This is a genomic window from Solibacillus sp. FSL W7-1324, assembly GCF_038008025.1.
GTDB lineage: Bacteria > Bacillota > Bacilli > Bacillales_A > Planococcaceae > Solibacillus.
The window spans coordinates 3,088,613-3,107,747 of sequence record NZ_JBBOYH010000001.1 but is presented as its reverse complement, the minus strand read 5'-3'; the positions used below and the strand labels follow the sequence as shown (position 1 = coordinate 3,107,747).

The window sequence follows — 19,135 nt, the reverse complement described above, 5'->3', positions numbered from 1 at the left end:
AAATTACACACTCGAGTTTCTTTAAAAAACTTTTTCAAAAAAGTTATTGACAAAAAGAAACAGAGATGTTAAATTAGAGAAGTCGCTAAAACGACAAACGAAACACAATGAACCTTGAAAACTGAACAAGCAACGTTAATGAGACAAGCTTCTTGAATGAAGCAAACAATAGATTCCAACTTCTAACGAAGTTGGATCGCTAGCAAAGCAAATGAGCTTTCAAACTACTTTTATGGAGAGTTTGATCCTGGCTCAGGACGAACGCTGGCGGCGTGCCTAATACATGCAAGTCGAGCGGAAATTTTATTGGTGCTTGCACCTTTAAAATTTTAGCGGCGGACGGGTGAGTAACACGTGGGTAACCTACCTTATAGATTGGGATAACTCCGGGAAACCGGGGCTAATACCGAATGACACTTTTTAACACATGTTTTAAAGTTGAAAGACGGTCTTGCTGTCACTATAAGATGGACCCGCGGCGCATTAGCTAGTTGGTGAGGTAACGGCTCACCAAGGCAACGATGCGTAGCCGACCTGAGAGGGTGATCGGCCACACTGGGACTGAGACACGGCCCAGACTCCTACGGGAGGCAGCAGTAGGGAATCTTCCACAATGGACGAAAGTCTGATGGAGCAACGCCGCGTGAGTGAAGAAGGATTTCGGTTCGTAAAACTCTGTTGCAAGGGAAGAACAAGTAGCGTAGTAACTGGCGCTACCTTGACGGTACCTTGTTAGAAAGCCACGGCTAACTACGTGCCAGCAGCCGCGGTAATACGTAGGTGGCAAGCGTTGTCCGGAATTATTGGGCGTAAAGCGCGCGCAGGTGGTTCCTTAAGTCTGATGTGAAAGCCCCCGGCTCAACCGGGGAGGGTCATTGGAAACTGGGGAACTTGAGTGCAGAAGAGGATAGTGGAATTCCAAGTGTAGCGGTGAAATGCGTAGAGATTTGGAGGAACACCAGTGGCGAAGGCGACTGTCTGGTCTGTAACTGACACTGAGGCGCGAAAGCGTGGGGAGCAAACAGGATTAGATACCCTGGTAGTCCACGCCGTAAACGATGAGTGCTAAGTGTTGGGGGGTTTCCGCCCCTCAGTGCTGCAGCTAACGCATTAAGCACTCCGCCTGGGGAGTACGGTCGCAAGACTGAAACTCAAAGGAATTGACGGGGGCCCGCACAAGCGGTGGAGCATGTGGTTTAATTCGAAGCAACGCGAAGAACCTTACCAGGTCTTGACATCCCGGTGACCACTATGGAGACATAGTTTCCCCTTCGGGGGCAACGGTGACAGGTGGTGCATGGTTGTCGTCAGCTCGTGTCGTGAGATGTTGGGTTAAGTCCCGCAACGAGCGCAACCCTTATTCTTAGTTGCCATCATTCAGTTGGGCACTCTAAGGAGACTGCCGGTGATAAACCGGAGGAAGGTGGGGATGACGTCAAATCATCATGCCCCTTATGACCTGGGCTACACACGTGCTACAATGGACGGTACAAACGGTTGCCAACCCGCGAGGGGGAGCTAATCCGATAAAACCGTTCTCAGTTCGGATTGTAGGCTGCAACTCGCCTACATGAAGCCGGAATCGCTAGTAATCGCGGATCAGCATGCCGCGGTGAATACGTTCCCGGGCCTTGTACACACCGCCCGTCACACCACGAGAGTTTGTAACACCCGAAGTCGGTGAGGTAACCTTTTGGAGCCAGCCGCCGAAGGTGGGATAGATGATTGGGGTGAAGTCGTAACAAGGTAGCCGTATCGGAAGGTGCGGCTGGATCACCTCCTTTCTAAGGATTTTTCGGAATCATTCCCTTGGGGAATGAAACATTAACGTTTGCTGTTCAGTTTTGAAGGTTCATTCTTAAATGAATGAAATACTTCAAAACATTGCTCCTGACGCTTGCGCTTTCGTCGCAAAGCTGCATGAAGCAAAATCAGTGAAGCTTTGTCACGATGTGATTGAAGTCAGCTGCTTCGTTCTTTGAAAACTGGATAAAACGACATTGAAAGCAATAAATCAAATTTCTATTTTATAGATTTTTAAACAAGTCAAGCAATTGACGTGTAAACTTAAATCTTGGATCTAAACTTCATTTCATGAAGTTAGGCCTCTGGCAGATGTTACAGATTTTTTAAAGGAAACTTTTTGAGTGGACTCAAAAAAATCTGAACGCAATTACGCCAAGGCGAAATTGATCTAAGTGTTAACTTTTGGTTAAGTTAATAAGGGCGCACGGTGGATGCCTTGGCACTAGGAGTCGATGAAGGACGGCACTAACACCGATATGCCTCGGGGAGCTGTAAGTAAGCTTTGATCCGGGGATTTCCGAATGGGGGAACCCACTATCTTTAATCGGATAGTATCTTCACGTGAATTCATAGCGTGTCGAAGACAGACGCAGAGAACTGAAACATCTAAGTACCTGCAGGAACAGAAAGAAAATTCGATTCCCTGAGTAGCGGCGAGCGAAACGGGAAGAGCCCAAACCAAAGAGCTTGCTCTTTGGGGTTGTAGGACACTCTATACGGAGTTACAAAAGAATGAACTAGACGAAGCGACTTGGAAAGGTCCGCGAAACGAGGTAAAAGCCCTGTAGTCAAAAGTTCATTCCCTCCAGAGTGGATCCTGAGTACGGCGGAACACGTGAAATTCCGTCGGAATCCGGGAGGACCATCTCCCAAGGCTAAATACTACCTAGTGACCGATAGTGAACCAGTACCGTGAGGGAAAGGTGAAAAGCACCCCGGAAGGGGAGTGAAATAGATCCTGAAACCGTGTGCCTACAAGTAGTTAGAGCCCGTTAATGGGTGATAGCGTGCCTTTTGTAGAATGAACCGGCGAGTTACGATTACGTGCGAGGTTAAGTTGAGAAGACGGAGCCGCAGCGAAAGCGAGTCTGAATAGGGCGAATTAGTACGTGGTCGTAGACCCGAAACCAGGTGATCTACCCATGTCCAGGGTGAAGGTGAGGTAACACTCACTGGAGGCCCGAACCCACGCACGTTGAAAAGTGCGGGGATGAGGTGTGGGTAGCGGAGAAATTCCAATCGAACCTGGAGATAGCTGGTTCTCTCCGAAATAGCTTTAGGGCTAGCCTCGTGATTGAGAATACCGGAGGTAGAGCACTGTTTGGACTAGGGGGGCATCTCGCTTTACCGAATTCAGACAAACTCCGAATGCCGGATATTTATACACGGGAGTCAGACTGCGAGTGATAAGATCCGTAGTCAAGAGGGAAACAGCCCAGACCACCAGCTAAGGTCCCCAAGTAATCGTTAAGTGGAAAAGGATGTGGCGTTGCTTAGACAACCAGGATGTTGGCTTAGAAGCAGCCATCATTTAAAGAGTGCGTAATAGCTCACTGGTCGAGTGACGCTGCGCCGAAAATGTATCGGGGCTAAACGATTCACCGAAGCTGTGGATGCATACTTTGAGTATGCGTGGTAGGAGAGCGTTCTAACAGCGTTGAAGTCAGACCGGAAGGACTGGTGGAGCGGTTAGAAGTGAGAATGCCGGTATGAGTAGCGAAACATGGGTGAGAATCCCATGCACCGTATGACTAAGGTTTCCTGAGGAAGGCTCGTCCGCTCAGGGTTAGTCGGGACCTAAGCCGAGGCCGATAGGCGTAGGCGATGGACAACAGGTTGATATTCCTGTACCACCTCCTCACCGTTTGAGAAATGGGGGGACGCAGTAGGATAGGGTAAGCACGCCGTTGGTTGCGCGTGTTCAAGCAGTAAGGCGTGTATGTAGGCAAATCCGCATACTTTAACGTTGAGCTGTGATGACGAGCTCGTATGAGCGAAGTTCCTGATTTCACACTGCCAAGAAAAGCCTCTATCGAGGTGAGAGGTGCCCGTACCGCAAACCGACACAGGTAGTCGAGGAGAGAATCCTAAGGTGTGCGAGAGAACTCTCGTTAAGGAACTCGGCAAAATGACCCCGTAACTTCGGGAGAAGGGGTGCTTCTTTGGGTGCATAGCCTAGAGAAGCCGCAGTGAATAGGCCCAGGCGACTGTTTAGCAAAAACACAGGTCTCTGCAAAACCGTAAGGTGACGTATAGGGGCTGACGCCTGCCCGGTGCTGGAAGGTTAAGAGGAGCGGTTAGCGCAAGCGAAGCTGTGAATTGAAGCCCCAGTAAACGGCGGCCGTAACTATAACGGTCCTAAGGTAGCGAAATTCCTTGTCGGGTAAGTTCCGACCCGCACGAAAGGCGTAACGATCTGGGCACTGTCTCAACGAGAGACTCGGTGAAATTATAGTACCTGTGAAGATGCAGGTTACCCGCGACAGGACGGAAAGACCCCGTGGAGCTTTACTGTAGCCTGATATTGAATTTTGGTACAACTTGTACAGGATAGGTAGGAGCCAGAGATCTCGGAGCGCCAGCTTCGAAGGAGGCGTCGGTGGGATACTACCCTGGTTGTATTGAACTTCTAACCCATGCCCCTTAGCGGGGTAGGAGACAGTGTCAGGCGGACAGTTTGACTGGGGCGGTCGCCTCCTAAAGAGTAACGGAGGCGCCCAAAGGTTCCCTCAGAATGGTTGGAAATCATTCGTAGAGTGTAAAGGCATAAGGGAGCTTGACTGCGAGACCTACAAGTCGAGCAGGGTCGAAAGACGGGCTTAGTGATCCGGTGGTTCCGCATGGAAGGGCCATCGCTCAACGGATAAAAGCTACCCCGGGGATAACAGGCTTATCTCCCCCAAGAGTCCACATCGACGGGGAGGTTTGGCACCTCGATGTCGGCTCATCGCATCCTGGGGCTGTAGTCGGTCCCAAGGGTTGGGCTGTTCGCCCATTAAAGCGGTACGCGAGCTGGGTTCAGAACGTCGTGAGACAGTTCGGTCCCTATCCGTCGTGGGCGTAGGAAATTTGAGAGGAGCTGTCCTTAGTACGAGAGGACCGGGATGGACATACCGCTGGTGTACCAGTTGTCTTGCCAAAGGCATCGCTGGGTAGCTATGTATGGACGGGATAAGTGCTGAAAGCATCTAAGCATGAAGCCCCCCTCAAGATGAGATTTCCCATTACGCAAGTAAGTAAGACCCCTGAAAGACGATCAGGTAGATAGGTTCGAGGTGGAAGTGCGGTGACGCATGCAGCTGACGAATACTAATCGGTCGAGGACTTAACCACATTTTATTGCATAACTCAATGAAACGTTTATCCAGTTTTGAAAGAATGAAAAATTATTATAAAATACTTGACAAAATTGAAAAGTATGGTATAATAATTAATGTCTTTCTAAATAGTCTAGTGATGATGGCAAAGAGGTCACACCCGTTCCCATACCGAACACGGAAGTTAAGCTCTTTAGCGCCGATGGTAGTTGGGGGCTTCCCCCTGTGAGAGTAGGACGTCGCTAGGCTGTTATAGAATTATTCCGAAGTAGCTCAGTTGGTAGAGCATCCGGCTGTTAACCGGCAGGTCGCAGGTTCGAGTCCTGCCTTCGGAGCCATCAAATCTTGGAGAGTTGTCCGAGTGGCCGAAGGAGCACGATTGGAAATCGTGTATGCGGGTAACCCTGCATCAAGGGTTCAAATCCCTTACTCTCCGCCAGGCTTATTTATAACGAGGCCCGTTGGTCAAGTGGTTAAGACACCGCCCTTTCACGGCGGTAACACGGGTTCGAATCCCGTACGGGTCACCAAAAAGATACATAAGAAAGTATCCAGCGTTGGAGGATTAGCTCAGCTGGGAGAGCACCTGCCTTACAAGCAGGGGGTCGGCGGTTCGAGCCCGTCATCCTCCACCATTAAACAAATAATATTATCGCGGGGTGGAGCAGTGGTAGCTCGTCGGGCTCATAACCCGAAGGTCGCAGGTTCAAGTCCTGCCCCCGCAACCAAATGGTCCCGTGGTGTAGCGGTTAACATGCCTGCCTGTCACGCAGGAGATCGCCGGTTCGATCCCGGTCGGGACCGCCATTTTTATGAAATTAAACTGTGGGTTTGTAGCTCAGTTGGTAGAGCATTAGATTGAAGCTCTAAGTGTCGGCGGTTCGATTCCGTCCAAACCCACCATATTTTTTGCCGGTGTAGCTCAGTTGGTAGAGCAACTGACTTGTAATCAGTAGGTCGAGGGTTCGACTCCTTTCGCCGGCACCATTACCTGGAGGGGTAGCGAAGTGGCTAAACGCGGCGGACTGTAAATCCGCTCCTTAGGGTTCGGCGGTTCGAATCCGTCCCCCTCCACCATCCTTTTGATAGGGGCATAGTTTAAAGGTAGAACTACGGTCTCCAAAACCGTCAGTGTGGGTTCGATTCCTACTGCCCCTGCCAAATAAATTCTCAAAAATACTTAAAATAATATAGTGGCGGTTGTGGCGAAGTGGTTAACGCACCTGATTGTGGTTCAGGCATTCGTGGGTTCGATTCCCATCAGTCGCCCCATCTTTTATTTAGGTTTAAGTATTAAAATTATATTATAGTGGCGGTTGTGGCGAAGTGGTTAACGCACCTGATTGTGGTTCAGGCATTCGTGGGTTCGATTCCCATCAGTCGCCCCATTTTATATAATAATTTGAATATTGGGGTATAGCCAAGCGGTAAGGCAACGGATTTTGATTCCGTCATGCCCTGGTTCGAATCCAGGTACCCCAGCCATTTTTTAATTTGCGGAAGTAGTTCAGTGGTAGAACACCACCTTGCCAAGGTGGGGGTCGCGAGTTCGAACCTCGTCTTCCGCTCCAAATATGGCGGCATAGCCAAGTGGTAAGGCACAGGTCTGCAACACCTTTATCACCGGTTCAAATCCGGTTGCCGCCTCCATATTTCATTGAATCGGAATTCCGATTTTTTTTTACCTTAATTTGCCGAGTTGGTGGAATGGCAGACACGACGGACTCAAAATCCGTTGCCGCGAGGCGTGTGGGTTCAAGTCCCACACTCGGTATCAGTTCAATACAACAGATGAAACTCTTCAAAGCCTAACATAAATGCTTTGAAGAGTTTTTTGTTGTATTTGCTTTGTATACTAGCAAGTTTTTAATTCTCTTAAAAGTATTTCCTACAGCAAGCAATTATTTCAATACAACTGTGTAGTTATCTTATAAAAAGTAATACTGTAAAAGATATTTTTTAAGTATTTATACAGAAATAAAGTTATTCCATAAGTTTATTTGCTTACTCCATTTAATATTGGAAAGGTAGAAAAACTATATATATTTTGCGTCATTACATGCTCTTTTTAATAGGAAATAAGACGTTTTTTTCTAGCTTCTTAAAAATATTTGCTATAGAATGAACATTATAATGGTAGGAAAACAAGAAGCCGTAAATATTATTTATACAATAACAAATATGTATTTCAGTGAGGAAGTAGGGAAATAAAAAATGAATGTAGTAACAAACTTTAAGTGGATTGAAGCAGCAAACTATGATGAGATGAGTAAAATTGCCGCAACAATTTTTATAGATCAATTGAAAAAAAATAGTGAAACAGTACTTGGTTTAGCTACAGGGGGGACTCCGGAAGGCTTTTATAAAGAACTGGTTGCAGCATACAAAGCAGGTGAGGTATCTTTTGCACAGGCCAAGTCCTTTAACCTGGATGAGTATGTCGGAATTGATCCGGCAAATGAATCGAGCTACCATTATTATATGGATCATCATCTGTTTAATCATGTCGATATGAAACGTGATAATATCAATTTACCGGCTGGCATTCAATCGAATTTAGAAAAGGCTGCAGCTGAATATGAAGCGATGATTAAGGCAGCAGGAAATATTGATATTCAGCTTTTAGGAATCGGTGGGAATGGACATATTGGTTTTAATGAACCGGGAACTCCTTTCGATGTAGGTACACATATTATAGAACTTGCGCAGTCTACACGTGAAGCAAATAAAGTTTATTTTGATTCAATTGAGGATGTGCCGACCCATGCCATTACTATGGGAATTAAAACCATTTTAAGTTCTAAAAAGATTGTATTATTAATTGCTGGTGCTTCAAAACAAGAGGCCTTTGATCGTTTGCGCAGTGGGATAGTTACAGAAGATTTCCCTGCAAGCGCTCTTCACAACCATCCGGATGTTACTGTTATTTATACAGATGTAAAATAAACTAAAGGAGTGCATACAATGTGCACTCCTTTTTATTATTTCATCGCTGATATAACGACTCCTGCAATAACAGCGATTCCACCAATTACTTGAGCAAGTAGGAGTTGCTCATTTAAAAACAATACAGCAAAGATTGTTGCAAAGAGGGGAATGAAGTTCAGGTAAATACTTGCTTTGTTTGCACCTAATGAGACAACGCCGGTATTCCAGCTTAAAAAGGCAACAATTGAAGCAATGATGCCTACATAAATAATTGCCCCGATTGTCGAAGTGTTCCATACGATTGTCTGTGATGTTGTCAGTAGTTCATATGCTGCGAATGGGAGTAACATAATGGCTCCGATTGCGATTGTTACTAAAAAAGTAGAGTAGCCAGGCAATTTGCCAGCGTACTTTTTAATGAGTAATGAATAGATACTCCAGCACACTACGGCAATTAATACGATTAAGTCCCCTTTGTTGAATGAAAATGAAAAGAGGCTTTGTAACGAACCTCCAGATATAATAAAGAGCACGCCGACTAAAGATAGCATCGTGCCGAACATCTGGAATTTTGTTAAACGTTCTTTTAAAAAGATGAAGCTCAGTATGTATATAATGATCGGTGTCGATGAATTCATTAATGATGCATTGATGGACGTTGTATAATGCAATCCGATGTATACGAGCGTATTGAATGCAGCAACTCCTGTAAGTGCTAAAATAATGACTGCACCCCAATGCTGTCTCAGGGCAGGCCATTCTTTTTTCGTTCGTTGGTAAGCGATAGGGAAAAATACGAGAAAGGCGACAATCCATCGTAAAAAGGCAAGAGTTATCGGAGGAATATCCCCGGAAACAGCCCGTCCAATTACAAAGTTACCACCCCATAATAAAGTAGCTAAAATGAGCAGTAGCTGTGGTGGAAATTTCATACTTGTACATCTCCTTATATTGGAAAAATGATTTTATCTATTATAGGGACAACCACATGGAATTTGCAATGCGCTTTACATAAAACGCTATGATACAATAGCCACAGAAGTAAAAGGAGGTCATTAACATGAAAATACGACCAGCAAGATTACAGCAAGGCGATACTGTAGGATTAGTAAATTTAAGCAGTCCGCTTAAGACAGAATCATTAGGTGATAAATTAGCGTTATTAGATGAGCTCGGTTTAAAGTATAAGCTTGGTAATACGGTACAGGATTATGAAGGCTATTTGGCAGGTACTGATGAGGAGCGAATTAAAGATTTCCACCAGATGATTGTCGATCCTGAAGTGAAGGCCGTCTTTTTAGTGACGGGCGGCTATGGGGTTTCTAGAATTATCGATAAAATAAGCTATCCATTAATCGAGGACAATCCGAAAATTATTTGGGGCTTTTCCGATGTGACGGCTCTACACACTCAAGTAAACGAGTTTGCAAATTTAGTGACGTTCCATGGCCCGATGATGTCCAGTCCAAAAGGGGAGCTGGATACTCTTTCTAAAAAGATGTATCAGCAGCTGTTCCAACCGATTGAAATTCAGTATACGGAAAGCATTTCTCCTCTTACAACAGTTGTACCGGGAGTGGTACGCGGCGAGTTGACAGGCGGAAATTTAAACCGTATTGTCAGTACGCTAGGCACGAAATTTGAAATTGACGTACGTGATAAAATTTTACTTCTTGAAGACATAGGGGAAACAATTGAGCAAATTGATTTAATGATGAACCAGTTGCGCCTATCAAGAAAGCTGGAGCTTGCAGCAGGCTTTGTTATAGCGGATTTTAATATGCCGGATGATACATACAGCTATGAGGATGTGTTGAAGGTAATTGAAGGGTATTTGAAGCCGTTTAACAAACCTGTGTTAGCAGGGTTTAAAATTGGCCACTGTGCACCTAATATCGCGATTCCATTAGGTGTGGACGTAATTTTGGATGCAGACGAAAAGACATTAAGAATTTTACCGGGTGTAGAGTAAATATTAAATATAAAAACAAAGACACCTTTTCACAAATGTGAGCAGGTGTCTTTTAATAACGAGCGAGCAAAAATACTCTATAGTTTGTGTTAGCTTTTACTATGGTTGGTTATGAGTGAAAGGTAACATTGTAAACGGTAAAGAGTTATTGGTTTCACCAGTTGTTGGGAATGCCGAAGCATAATCGCTCGTTATTACCTAGTTTGGAGTCTCACCGCCCCAGGTTTAGAAATAATTGCTGTCATCAAATTCAATTTCAACTTGATAGTTTTTCGCATTGATTAAATTGGACAGGCGATGTGCTTCCTTTTCCAGCTCATTTGCACGGTTTCGATATGTCATTGGCTCGTACAATGCTACGCGGTAAAGCATGGCATCACCGGAATTATGGTAAAAAGCTTCTTTTTCTTCTGAGCCAAGGTTTTTACAAAATTGGGCTTCTGCTCGTAATTGGCTCGCCAGTTCAATTGCTTCGACAATAGGCATTTCCTCATCTTTAAAGACAACCGTATTGTCGATGTTAGCACGGTAGATTAGAGCATCAAGTTTACGAGAATCATAACGTAGCTCTTTTAGCTCTGCTTCAAGCATCTCTAAAGAATAATCAGGTGTTTTTGGCTGTTCACCTTTTTCAATGATGACATGTGTTAATGAATGTACTTGCATTGTGCGTTCCTGAATTCTCTTCGTAATGATACTTTTTAGTTTTACTGCCTCAGCTAAGTTAATACTCAAATCATTCCACTCCTTAAAATTGAACTTTTGAATTTTCCTTCGATAGAATATGTACTTCATATTCGCCACCGCTAACTTGTGTAAACATGTTTCCTGCACTGCTCAATAGTTTAGTTGCCTCTTCTTCACTTAAGGAAGGGCGCAAATAAAAGATTTGCAGGGCATTTGTCGTAGCCTCTGTTACGGCCGTTCTTTTTGAATCAACAAAGGGGCTGCCGAATGGGCCATGCGCATCTTTTGAATGGATGATATTTTCTAGTGAATTAAAGCGTCCATTGATCCCATCATAGCCTGTCGTCTCATTGCCTACTTCGATTTCCACGCCGCCTTCAATAGCATCTAAATCATATATGCCAACAGGAATCTCAAATTGCAGTGAGAAGAAATTGTTTAAATCAACAGCAGAATGGAACGGAGCTAAATACTGCTGCTTAGCGATACGTCGCATCAAACTTTCCGCTGAGTGACGGTACCGGTTCGGATCGCCGCCGAAAGCCTTCCAAAGCTGGCGCCACTCTTTAATGCCAGGTCGTTCTGTCACAGGTGTTTCCTGTAGTTCCAAATACAGATTTTCCTGATAAAGTTGTGTGCGTCCTTTAATCATTTGAGGAGATTCTTCAACGATAATTTTGCTATAATGGATAAGGCCAATTTTTAATTGTTCATTTACTGAAAAAAGAGCTTCATTAATGGAAATATTCATGTAGAACACCTTCTTACATTGTTTTTAATGGGAAAAATACTAAATTATGTAATACGAAATAAATTTATATTTATTGTATCATTTGAAAGGAGCATGTGAAATGAAAGTACATCAACTTCAAGAAGATTTAGTGAAATATGCAGCATCTATTGGTGTTGATAAAATCGGATTTACAACCGCTGCTCCGTTTCATGAATTGAAGAATCGTCTGCGTCGTCAGCAACAATTAGCATACCAATCAGGCTTTGAAGAAGCAAATATAGAGCTGCGCACAGAGCCTTTAAAACTATTAGATGAAGCAGAAAGCATTATTGCGATTGCGATTGCGTATCCTTCTCGCATGCAAGATGCCCCACAAGGAAAAAAAGGGGAGCGCCGCGGCATCTTTTGCCGTGCTTCATGGGGGATTGATTATCATACAGCAGTTCGTGAACGTCTGCAGCTTATTGAAGCTTGGCTGCAAGAACGGGTACCGAATGTAAAGGTGAAATCGATGGTCGATACCGGGGAACTGGTGGATCGTGCGGTTGCAGAACGAGCAGGCATCGGCTGGAGCGCCAAAAATTGCTCTATTATTACACCTGAATTTGGTTCATACGTCTATTTAGGAGAAATTATCACGAACATCCCGTTTGCACCAGATACACCGATGGAAGATGAATGCGGTGACTGTACATTATGTATCGATGTATGCCCTACAGGAGCGATCGTTGCACCTGGGCAGCTGAATTCACAGCGTTGCATTGCCTTTCTAACACAGACGAAAGGATTTTTGCCTGACGAATTTCGTGCCAAAATCGGAAACCGTCTGTATGGCTGTGATACATGTCAGACGGTCTGTCCGAAAAATAAAGGAAAGCTCAACTGGATACATGAGGAATTTACGCCGGATCCTGAAATCGCAAAACCATTGCTTCAACCGCTTTTATCGATTTCAAATAAGGAATTCAAAGCAAAGTTTGGCCATGTATCCGGCTCATGGCGCGGCAAAAAGCCGATTCAGCGCAATGCTATTTTAGCGCTTGCCCACTTTAAAGAAGAAGCGGCAATGCCTGACTTAGTTCAAGTATTGCAAAAAGATGAACGTCCTGTATTGAGAGGGACGGCTGCATGGGCAATCGGAAAAATCGGAACGGATGGGGCAGAGGCTATTTTAATGGCTGCCAGAAAAACAGAGCAGGATGAAGAAGTGCTGGCCGAAATTGAAAAAGGACTGGCCATGTTAAATCATTAAGAGAGAAGGATCAGAAGTGCCAAACCATATCGTATTATATCAACCAGAAATCCCAGCAAATACAGGCAACATTGCCCGCACTTGTGCTGGAACGAATACATCATTACATTTAATCCGCCCTTTAGGCTTTTCAACAGATGACAAAATGCTGAAGCGTGCCGGGCTGGATTATTGGGAACATGTGAATGTTGTATACCATGATTCATTAGAGGATTTTATCGAGTACAGTCAAGATGGCGATGTGTACTTAATTGAGACATATAGTGATGAACCATTTACGACGCATGACTTCAGCAATTCAGAACGTGACTTATACTTTATGTTCGGAAGAGAAACGACAGGCTTGCCAAAGGAATTTGCAAAGGAGCGTGCCGATATGTGTCTGCGAATACCGCAAAGTGACCATATCCGCTCACTGAATTTATCAAACACAGCGGCAATCGTTATTTACGAAGTACTAAGACAACAAAACTATCCGGGGTTAAAATAAAACAAGGCAAGAAGCGTCTGATGCTTCTTGCCTTTTTCTTAGTGTGCCCGGCATGCACAACAGCCTGGTGGTGAAAGTCCACTACAGGCTTGGCAGTAGGAACTGTTAGCGAAAGACAAGGGTGTCCATGGTGACGTGGAATCTGAAGGAAGTCGGACGCAAACTCTCGAACTGACGAACAGAAATCAGATAAAAGGCTGACTTGGGACGGATGAGCTTGCTAAACAAAGCGAAGTCCAATACTGCCCAAATCCCATACAGTAAATCTGGCAGTTACATGAGAGGAAGGCGGTTGTGCTTACCCGGGGAGGTCTCTTGAGGGTTATTCAATTAACAATTTGTTTAGTGATAAATGGATGAATCAAGAGAAGTCAGCAGAAGCCATAGTAGTCTTCGACCGAAGATGAAGGGCCGAACAATCTTTTAAATCTTGAAAGAAACAAGGAGGTGGAGACATCCCGCCAAAACACAGAAAACATCAAGGTATAGACCGAATAGATGGCTACTTATAGAGGGATAAGCTGGAAGCGAAAGAGTATATAAGAGCGTGTAGGGATGTAAACATGGAAATGAAGAAACAAGAAAGTATCAATTTAATTGACAGAATTGCGTCCCATAGAAACCTATGGAATGCATATAAGAAAGTAAAAGGAAATGGAGGAGCACCTGGAATCGACGGTATCACGGTTGATGGACTGAAGGCGCATTTAATAAAATACGAGGAACCATTGAAAAGGAAATTAAAAGATGGTTCCTACCAACCTCAACCAGTGAAACGAGTAGCTATCCCAAAAGCGAATGGCTCCAAACGATATCTAGGTATACCATGTGTATTGGACAGAGTTGTTCAACAAGCCATTCTACAAGTCATCCAACCAATAATTGATCCACACTTTTCAGACAAAAGTTTTGGCTTCCGAAAAGGTCGAAACCAACACCAGGCAATTGCCCTCGCTAAGAAATATTACGAGGAAGGTTATCGAACAGTGGTCGATTGTGACTTGAAAAGTTACTTCGATACGATTCATCACCAGCGACTACGAGCTTATTTGGAAGAATTCATAACAGATAAAATAGTACTTAAGCTAATATGGAAATTCTTACGCTCAGGCATATTGGACAAGGACATCCTCATTGAAACGACAGAAGGTACACCCCAAGGGGGTCCACTCTCTCCAATTCTAGCAAACGTGTATTTAAACAAGCTAGATAGAGAGTTAGAAAAACGAGGACACCGATTCATTCGCTATGCGGATGATTTTGTGATTTATGTAAAGTCACCAAGAGCAGGTGAACGCGTCATGACCAGTGTCAAGAATTTTATCGAAGATGAACTGGGTCTCACAATCAATGAGCAGAAAAGTAAAGTATGTGGCGCAACAGCAGCTACATTCTTAGGGTTTCATCTACAAAATCTGTCGGGAAAGTGGGATACCGACCAATCAAGTCCGCCAAGAAACGACTAAAAGATAAGCTAAGAATACTGACGAGTCGTAAACGAACAGGGACATTTAGTGAGATTGTGAAAAGAATCAATCAAACAACGGTTGGTTGGATTAATTACTACGGAGTTTCCAACATGAAAACTTTCATCCAAGAATTACAGGGATGGTTAAACCATCGCTTACGTCAATTAATATGGAAACGGTGGAAGCTACCACGAACTAAATATGTGAAATTACGCCAATACGGAATCCAACATGATGAAGCGATGAAAACGGCGCATTCAAGAAAAGGGTACTGGCGAATATCACGAAGCGAGGTTCTACACCAAGCCATTCCAAATAAAAGGCTCGTAAAATGGGGACTGAAAGACCTGTCCCAATTTTACGAGCAAAGATACTCAAAAGATTGAACCGCCGTATACGGAACCGTACGTACGGTGGTGTGAGAGGTCGGCTAGCCAATTAATGGCTAGCCTCCTACTCGATTTTCATCTTCGACTTAATCACTTGTTCAAGCTTTGCCTGGATATTGTCGTGTTCGGATAATGTGAGGCGGATGAAGCTTTCATCCATATCGAATGCTTCGGATAATAAACCTCCAAGTCCGCGCGCACGGCGGTCCACCTGCAATAAAATTTCAGCTGAGTTTGGTGTTTGCTGTAAAAAGATAACTTCAAGTTCGTCTAGATACCGGCGATATGTGTTGTTTGTCGGTGTAAATTCAAATTCCTGAACAATCGGTGTTTGACGGCGCAAATAAGAAGGGGCTTGCTCATTATCCACTTTACGCAACCGGAAGCCCATATTTTGAATGGCTGTTAAAACACCATTCGCCAGACGAGTCGGCTTAATCTCGATAAAGTCCTTATCTGTAGGATCTACCGCATTTTTAATATCTAAGCCCGTTTGTATCCATACACGCGAGTTGCCTGTCGTTACCGGAACAACAGGGGGCAGTGCGAATGAAAATGGGATTTGATGTTTTTCGTTTGGCTGAATTGTAAATGGCTCATTTAATTTGTATTTGTGCAGCACCGCTTTATCTTTAACCTTTTTATCATCGATTTCGCGGATAAAGTTTGTATGGAGTGTTAGATAGATTGCGTCAATTTGCTGGTTTGTGCTGCCCCCGATGATTTCGACAACACCTGAAATATTTTCATTTAATGTATAAGTTGACTTGTGCAATTTTGTATCAACTTTTGCAGCTCCTATCCCGACACTTGCTAAAACCTTATTAAATAATGACAAATGAATTCCTCCGTTAATTGTAATTATCTATGTATACGTAGGATAAAAAAGAAAGTTTCAAAAAAGAGCCCGAAAAGTTTTCGGGCTCTTGCTTTAGGTTTCTGCTGATTATTCACCATCTAATGTAAACACGATGCGTAAACCGTTTGGATCGACTGTTGAGAATAACTGAGTACCACCATGTGCTGGCGCTTCTGCAAAGTTTTCAACGATGAAGCCGTTATTTGTCAGGCTTTGTTTTACTTCTTCAGCATACTCTGCACCCTTTAACACGACTGTAAAGGATTTTAAGCCGACCATATCATTGGTTGGAGCATGACCGTTATTGCTGTTCCAAGTGTTTAATCCGAAATGGTGATGGTATTTCCCTGTTGATACGAACAATGCCTGTGCACCGTAACGAGTCACAACATTATAATCCAATACATTTGTATAAAACTGCTCCGATTTGTCCAGATTTACTACGGATAAGTGGACATGCCCCATAACAGTGTCAGCAGGCAAACCGTTCCAGTTGCCGTCTGCAGCTGCTAAAATCGGCTGGAAATTCAGCTGTTCTGTCACCATATGCACTTGTTCATCCTGATTCCAAGTCCATTCGGATTCATGACGGTCGATATAAATTTCGATTCCATTTCCATCCGGATCGTTCAAGTAAAGTGCTTCTGAAACATCATGGTCTGCCGCACCGAGACGAATATTCATGTTAACAAAATGCTGTACGATGTTTCCTAAGTCCTTGCGAGAGGGTAATAGTAATGCTAAGTGGTATAAACCTGCAAAGCCTTGTTTAAGCGGCTGAGCATTTTGTACTTCGACTAGTGATACTAAGCTTGTTTGTCCGTCTGCTGTTAAGTATGCTTCCTTTTCTGTTTGCTGTAATACTTTAAAGCCGATAATCGTTGTATAGTATTCAATCGAACGTACTAAGTTAGAAACCTTTAATTGAACATGAGCTGGGTAGAGGTTAGGTTTTTTATGAAAATGTGTAGCCATAATATGTGAACTCCCTTAATGGTTATTTTTTATAATCAACTTACTTTATGTAACTAATATAAAATATAGAATAATAAAAGTCAAATGAAAAAGACAATCGCTACTTGACGATTGTCCTTTACTGGAAAGCTAGTGGAATTATCTTTCTTTTGGGAATGGTTTGCTATCATAGCCAGCTGTGAAAATAGCTACCAAAAATGATATGCTGACACCAAGAATTAAAAGTAATTTCATGGAAGTATCCTCCTCATGTTTTAATTATCTCTGTTTTCAGTATAGCATAAATTATTTGAATGAATACTTTATTTATGACAGAAATCAGTCAAAATTGGAAAAAAATAATACTAAATTAATTTGGAGGGATTGTTATGAAAAGAGAAGAAATCGTTAACGGGAACATGGCGAATACTATGGATGAGCTGAAAATTCTCGGAAAGCAAATGGAGAACTTAAGAGACGGCGGACAACTGGAAGAAGCGGAACGCATTTCAGATCCGCAGCAGTTTGATGATGAAGAGGAAGAAGATTAATAAATAAATGTGCACTGAAATTTGCGTTTCAGTGCACATTTTCTTTCATTAAATCTGAACCTTATAGTCTTTTAATTGTTCTCGCAGGGTTGCTTTTAAAAATTTGCCGACGGAAGTTTTTGGGATTTCATTTAAAAATACGACATCGTCCGGAAGCCACCATTTTGCAAAGTCCAGTTCGATTGACTCAATAAGCTCTTCTTTAGTCGCCGTTGCACCTTCTTTTAAAACGACACATGCCAATGGACGCTCCTGCCACTTCGGATGCGGAACCGCAATTACGGCTGCCTCGAAAACAGCCGGATGTGACATGAGGGCATTTTCCAGATCAACAGATGAAATCCATTCTCCACCTGATTTGATAAGGTCCTTCGTTCGATCGGTAAGTTTGATATAGCCTTCTTTTGTATAGACCGCAATATCACCTGTATAAAGCCAGCCGTCACGGAATGCTTCATTCGTCCGTTCATCATTATAGTATTCAGAGGCAATCCATGGACCGCGGACACGCAGTTCACCCATTGTTTTTCCATCCCATGGAACCGGGCCATTTTCATTAACAACTTCTGTTTCAATTAGTGAAACCGTTAAACCTTGAGAAACACGGATATTCAACTGTTCATCATCTGTATAGTCGTTCATATCGCTTGTTAGATGCGACATACTTACAAGCGGTGATGTTTCCGTCATACCGTAGGCGTTGATGTACGGAACACCAAGTTTTTCGTTGTAAGCCTGAATTAATCCTTTCGGTGATGCAGACCCGCCTGAAATAATTAAACGGACAGAAGAAAGGTCACGGGGATTTTTTTCCTGCTCAACGAGTGCGCCAAGCCAAATAGTTGGAACACCTGCTGTAATTGTTACCTTTTCTTGTTCAACCAAATCCAGTATTAAACTTGGTGTCATCATTGGTCCTGGTAATACGATACTAGAGCCGAAATTCAATGCGGCAAACGGGAAGCCCCAAGCATTTGCATGGAACATCGGCACAACAGGAAGGGCAGTGTCGCTTTCTTTAATTGCAAAAGATTCTGCAAGACCAAGTGCCAGGCTGTGAAGTACAATGCTTCGGTGTGTATAGACGACACCCTTTGGCATCCCTGTCGTTGCAGAAGTGTAGCACATTCCAGCTGGCAGGTTTTCATCCAGATCTGTCGGGAACTCGAAATTTTCATCCGCTTCCTGAAGCAGCTGTTCGTAGCTGTACACATTCGGGAAACTAGATTGTGGAGCACTTAGTTCATCGCCCATAACGATAATATGCTTAACCGTTTTCAAGTGGCCAAGTGCCGGCTCGACTAACGGGAATAAATCGCTATCAATCAATAAAATTTCATCTTCGGCATGATTGATAATATAAACAATATGTTCAGGGGCAAGGCGGATATTAATCGTGTGTAAAATTGCACCGCTGCATGGAATCGCAAAATACGCTTCCAGATGACGGTGATGATTCCAGGCAAATGTGCCGACCTTTGTACCACGCTTCATTCCGAGCTTTGTCAGGGCATCTGCCAATCGGTGCGTTCTTTTTACATAGTCATTGAATGTGATGCGATGTGTTTTAGTGGGGCTTGTGCGAGAGATAATTTGCTTGTTCGGGAAGTACCGTTGTGCACGCTTTAAAAATCCAGTCAAAACTAGTTGTGTATCCATCATAGTTTTTCAGCTCCTCAACGAGAATATACTAATATATACTCCTGAAACCGGAAAATTATTCTGTAA

General features: G+C 43.6%; 13 protein-coding genes, 16 tRNA genes and 3 rRNA genes. 26 read left to right on the top strand and 6 right to left on the bottom strand.

Features of this window, described 5'->3' with window-relative positions:
- Positions 1-229 precede the first annotated feature (229 nt).
- The 20 genes from MKY71_RS15585 (at position 230) to nagB (ending at position 8,069) form a co-directional block, all read left to right on the top strand.
- Positions 230-1,784: ribosomal RNA gene (locus MKY71_RS15585) — 16S ribosomal RNA — on the top strand.
- Positions 1,785-2,210: 426 nt separating this feature from the next.
- Positions 2,211-5,139 (top strand): 23S ribosomal RNA (locus MKY71_RS15580).
- A 116-nt stretch (positions 5,140-5,255) separates the two neighbouring features.
- Positions 5,256-5,371: ribosomal RNA gene (gene rrf / locus MKY71_RS15575) — 5S ribosomal RNA — on the top strand.
- Together the 16S, 23S and 5S rRNA genes with 16 tRNA genes alongside form the textbook arrangement of a ribosomal RNA operon.
- A gap of 14 nt (positions 5,372-5,385) precedes the next feature.
- Positions 5,386-5,461 (top strand) — tRNA-Asn (locus MKY71_RS15570).
- Positions 5,462-5,470: 9 nt separating this feature from the next.
- Positions 5,471-5,562: transfer RNA gene (locus MKY71_RS15565), tRNA-Ser, on the top strand.
- 16 nt (positions 5,563-5,578) lie between these two features.
- Positions 5,579-5,653 (top strand) — tRNA-Glu (locus MKY71_RS15560).
- 29 nt (positions 5,654-5,682) lie between these two features.
- Positions 5,683-5,758 (top strand) — tRNA-Val (locus MKY71_RS15555).
- 18 nt (positions 5,759-5,776) lie between these two features.
- Positions 5,777-5,851 (top strand) — tRNA-Met (locus MKY71_RS15550).
- A gap of 3 nt (positions 5,852-5,854) precedes the next feature.
- Positions 5,855-5,930: transfer RNA gene (locus tag MKY71_RS15545), tRNA-Asp, on the top strand.
- A 20-nt stretch (positions 5,931-5,950) separates the two neighbouring features.
- Positions 5,951-6,026 (top strand) — tRNA-Phe (locus MKY71_RS15540).
- Positions 6,027-6,034: 8 nt separating this feature from the next.
- Positions 6,035-6,110: transfer RNA gene (locus MKY71_RS15535), tRNA-Thr, on the top strand.
- A gap of 6 nt (positions 6,111-6,116) precedes the next feature.
- Positions 6,117-6,200: transfer RNA gene (locus MKY71_RS15530), tRNA-Tyr, on the top strand.
- Between the two features lie 10 nt (positions 6,201-6,210).
- Positions 6,211-6,284: transfer RNA gene (locus MKY71_RS15525), tRNA-Trp, on the top strand.
- Positions 6,285-6,319: 35 nt separating this feature from the next.
- Positions 6,320-6,395 (top strand) — tRNA-His (locus tag MKY71_RS15520).
- A 40-nt stretch (positions 6,396-6,435) separates the two neighbouring features.
- A tRNA-His gene (locus MKY71_RS15515) sits at positions 6,436-6,511 on the top strand.
- A gap of 22 nt (positions 6,512-6,533) precedes the next feature.
- Positions 6,534-6,608: transfer RNA gene (locus MKY71_RS15510), tRNA-Gln, on the top strand.
- A gap of 11 nt (positions 6,609-6,619) precedes the next feature.
- Positions 6,620-6,694, top strand: a tRNA-Gly gene (locus tag MKY71_RS15505).
- Between the two features lie 5 nt (positions 6,695-6,699).
- Positions 6,700-6,773: transfer RNA gene (locus MKY71_RS15500), tRNA-Cys, on the top strand.
- 43 nt (positions 6,774-6,816) lie between these two features.
- Positions 6,817-6,897: transfer RNA gene (locus MKY71_RS15495), tRNA-Leu, on the top strand.
- A gap of 440 nt (positions 6,898-7,337) precedes the next feature.
- The gene (gene nagB, locus MKY71_RS15490) at positions 7,338-8,069 is read left to right on the top strand and encodes a glucosamine-6-phosphate deaminase (RefSeq protein ID WP_339173566.1); all 732 of its coding nucleotides are present in this window, start codon (positions 7,338-7,340) and stop codon (positions 8,067-8,069) included.
- 35 nt (positions 8,070-8,104) lie between these two features.
- Here the strand turns inward: nagB and MKY71_RS15485 are convergent, their stop codons facing one another.
- The gene (locus MKY71_RS15485) at positions 8,105-8,983 is read right to left on the bottom strand and encodes a DMT family transporter (RefSeq protein WP_339173563.1); all 879 of its coding nucleotides are present in this window, start codon (positions 8,981-8,983) and stop codon (positions 8,105-8,107) included.
- A 128-nt stretch (positions 8,984-9,111) separates the two neighbouring features.
- Here MKY71_RS15485 and MKY71_RS15480 point away from each other — a divergent pair, with 128 nt between their 5' ends.
- Positions 9,112-10,023 (top strand): S66 peptidase family protein, encoded by a 912-nt coding sequence (locus MKY71_RS15480; RefSeq protein WP_340733226.1) that lies wholly within the window; start codon positions 9,112-9,114, stop codon positions 10,021-10,023.
- 225 nt (positions 10,024-10,248) lie between these two features.
- On the opposite strand, the gene MKY71_RS15475 is transcribed toward MKY71_RS15480, so the two are convergent.
- Positions 10,249-10,758, bottom strand: coding sequence for a hypothetical protein (locus MKY71_RS15475; RefSeq protein WP_339173558.1), 510 nt, complete (start codon positions 10,756-10,758; stop codon positions 10,249-10,251).
- 13 nt (positions 10,759-10,771) lie between these two features.
- Positions 10,772-11,461 (bottom strand): B3/B4 domain-containing protein, encoded by a 690-nt coding sequence (locus tag MKY71_RS15470; RefSeq protein ID WP_340733224.1) that lies wholly within the window; start codon positions 11,459-11,461, stop codon positions 10,772-10,774.
- A 100-nt stretch (positions 11,462-11,561) separates the two neighbouring features.
- Here MKY71_RS15470 and queG point away from each other — a divergent pair, with 100 nt between their 5' ends.
- The 4 genes from queG to MKY71_RS15450 all read left to right on the top strand — a co-directional run bounded on the left by queG (position 11,562) and on the right by MKY71_RS15450 (position 15,040).
- A complete protein-coding gene (gene queG / locus MKY71_RS15465; protein WP_339173553.1) occupies positions 11,562-12,695 on the top strand; it encodes a tRNA epoxyqueuosine(34) reductase QueG in 1,134 nt (377 codons plus the stop codon).
- 16 nt (positions 12,696-12,711) lie between these two features.
- Positions 12,712-13,185, top strand: coding sequence for a tRNA (uridine(34)/cytosine(34)/5-carboxymethylaminomethyluridine(34)-2'-O)-methyltransferase TrmL (gene trmL, locus MKY71_RS15460; RefSeq protein WP_340733223.1), 474 nt, complete (start codon positions 12,712-12,714; stop codon positions 13,183-13,185).
- A gap of 569 nt (positions 13,186-13,754) precedes the next feature.
- Positions 13,755-14,651 carry a group II intron reverse transcriptase/maturase gene (gene ltrA, locus MKY71_RS15455; protein ID WP_339171590.1) on the top strand — a complete coding sequence of 299 codons (897 nt, stop codon included), beginning with the start codon at positions 13,755-13,757 and terminating at the stop codon, positions 14,649-14,651.
- A complete protein-coding gene (locus MKY71_RS15450; protein ID WP_339171587.1) occupies positions 14,555-15,040 on the top strand; it encodes a group II intron maturase-specific domain-containing protein in 486 nt (161 codons plus the stop codon). Before ltrA ends, MKY71_RS15450 begins: the two co-directional genes overlap by 97 nt.
- Before the next feature lie 67 nt (positions 15,041-15,107).
- Here the strand turns inward: MKY71_RS15450 and MKY71_RS15445 are convergent, their stop codons facing one another.
- Both MKY71_RS15445 and MKY71_RS15440 read right to left on the bottom strand, forming a co-directional pair.
- A complete protein-coding gene (locus MKY71_RS15445; RefSeq protein ID WP_340733222.1) occupies positions 15,108-15,881 on the bottom strand; it encodes a sporulation protein in 774 nt (257 codons plus the stop codon).
- Between the two features lie 108 nt (positions 15,882-15,989).
- Positions 15,990-16,877: a VOC family protein gene (locus tag MKY71_RS15440; protein ID WP_340733220.1), complete on the bottom strand. Its 888-nt coding sequence runs from the start codon at positions 16,875-16,877 to the stop codon at positions 15,990-15,992.
- A gap of 368 nt (positions 16,878-17,245) precedes the next feature.
- On the opposite strand from MKY71_RS15440, the gene MKY71_RS15435 reads away from it, so the two are divergent.
- The gene (locus MKY71_RS15435) at positions 17,246-17,407 is read left to right on the top strand and encodes a multidrug ABC transporter ATPase (RefSeq protein WP_339196060.1); all 162 of its coding nucleotides are present in this window, start codon (positions 17,246-17,248) and stop codon (positions 17,405-17,407) included.
- A 48-nt stretch (positions 17,408-17,455) separates the two neighbouring features.
- Here the strand turns inward: MKY71_RS15435 and MKY71_RS15430 are convergent, their stop codons facing one another.
- Positions 17,456-19,069 carry a long-chain fatty acid--CoA ligase gene (locus MKY71_RS15430; protein ID WP_340733217.1) on the bottom strand — a complete coding sequence of 538 codons (1,614 nt, stop codon included), beginning with the start codon at positions 19,067-19,069 and terminating at the stop codon, positions 17,456-17,458.
- Positions 19,070-19,135 lie beyond the last annotated feature (66 nt).

Coding starts and splice junctions, on each gene's coding strand:
- MKY71_RS15485 (WP_339173563.1), bottom strand. CDS start 8,983: ATGAAATTTCCACCACAGCTACTGCTCATTTTAGCTACTTTATTATGG.
- nagB (WP_339173566.1), top strand. CDS start 7,338: ATGAATGTAGTAACAAACTTTAAGTGGATTGAAGCAGCAAACTATGAT.
- MKY71_RS15450 (WP_339171587.1), top strand. CDS start 14,555: ATGTGGCGCAACAGCAGCTACATTCTTAGGGTTTCATCTACAAAATCT.
- MKY71_RS15470 (WP_340733224.1), bottom strand. CDS start 11,461: ATGAATATTTCCATTAATGAAGCTCTTTTTTCAGTAAATGAACAATTA.
- MKY71_RS15435 (WP_339196060.1), top strand. CDS start 17,246: ATGAAAAGAGAAGAAATCGTTAACGGGAACATGGCGAATACTATGGAT.
- MKY71_RS15440 (WP_340733220.1), bottom strand. CDS start 16,877: ATGGCTACACATTTTCATAAAAAACCTAACCTCTACCCAGCTCATGTT.
- ltrA (WP_339171590.1), top strand. CDS start 13,755: ATGAAGAAACAAGAAAGTATCAATTTAATTGACAGAATTGCGTCCCAT.
- MKY71_RS15430 (WP_340733217.1), bottom strand. CDS start 19,069: ATGATGGATACACAACTAGTTTTGACTGGATTTTTAAAGCGTGCACAA.
- MKY71_RS15480 (WP_340733226.1), top strand. CDS start 9,112: ATGAAAATACGACCAGCAAGATTACAGCAAGGCGATACTGTAGGATTA.
- queG (WP_339173553.1), top strand. CDS start 11,562: ATGAAAGTACATCAACTTCAAGAAGATTTAGTGAAATATGCAGCATCT.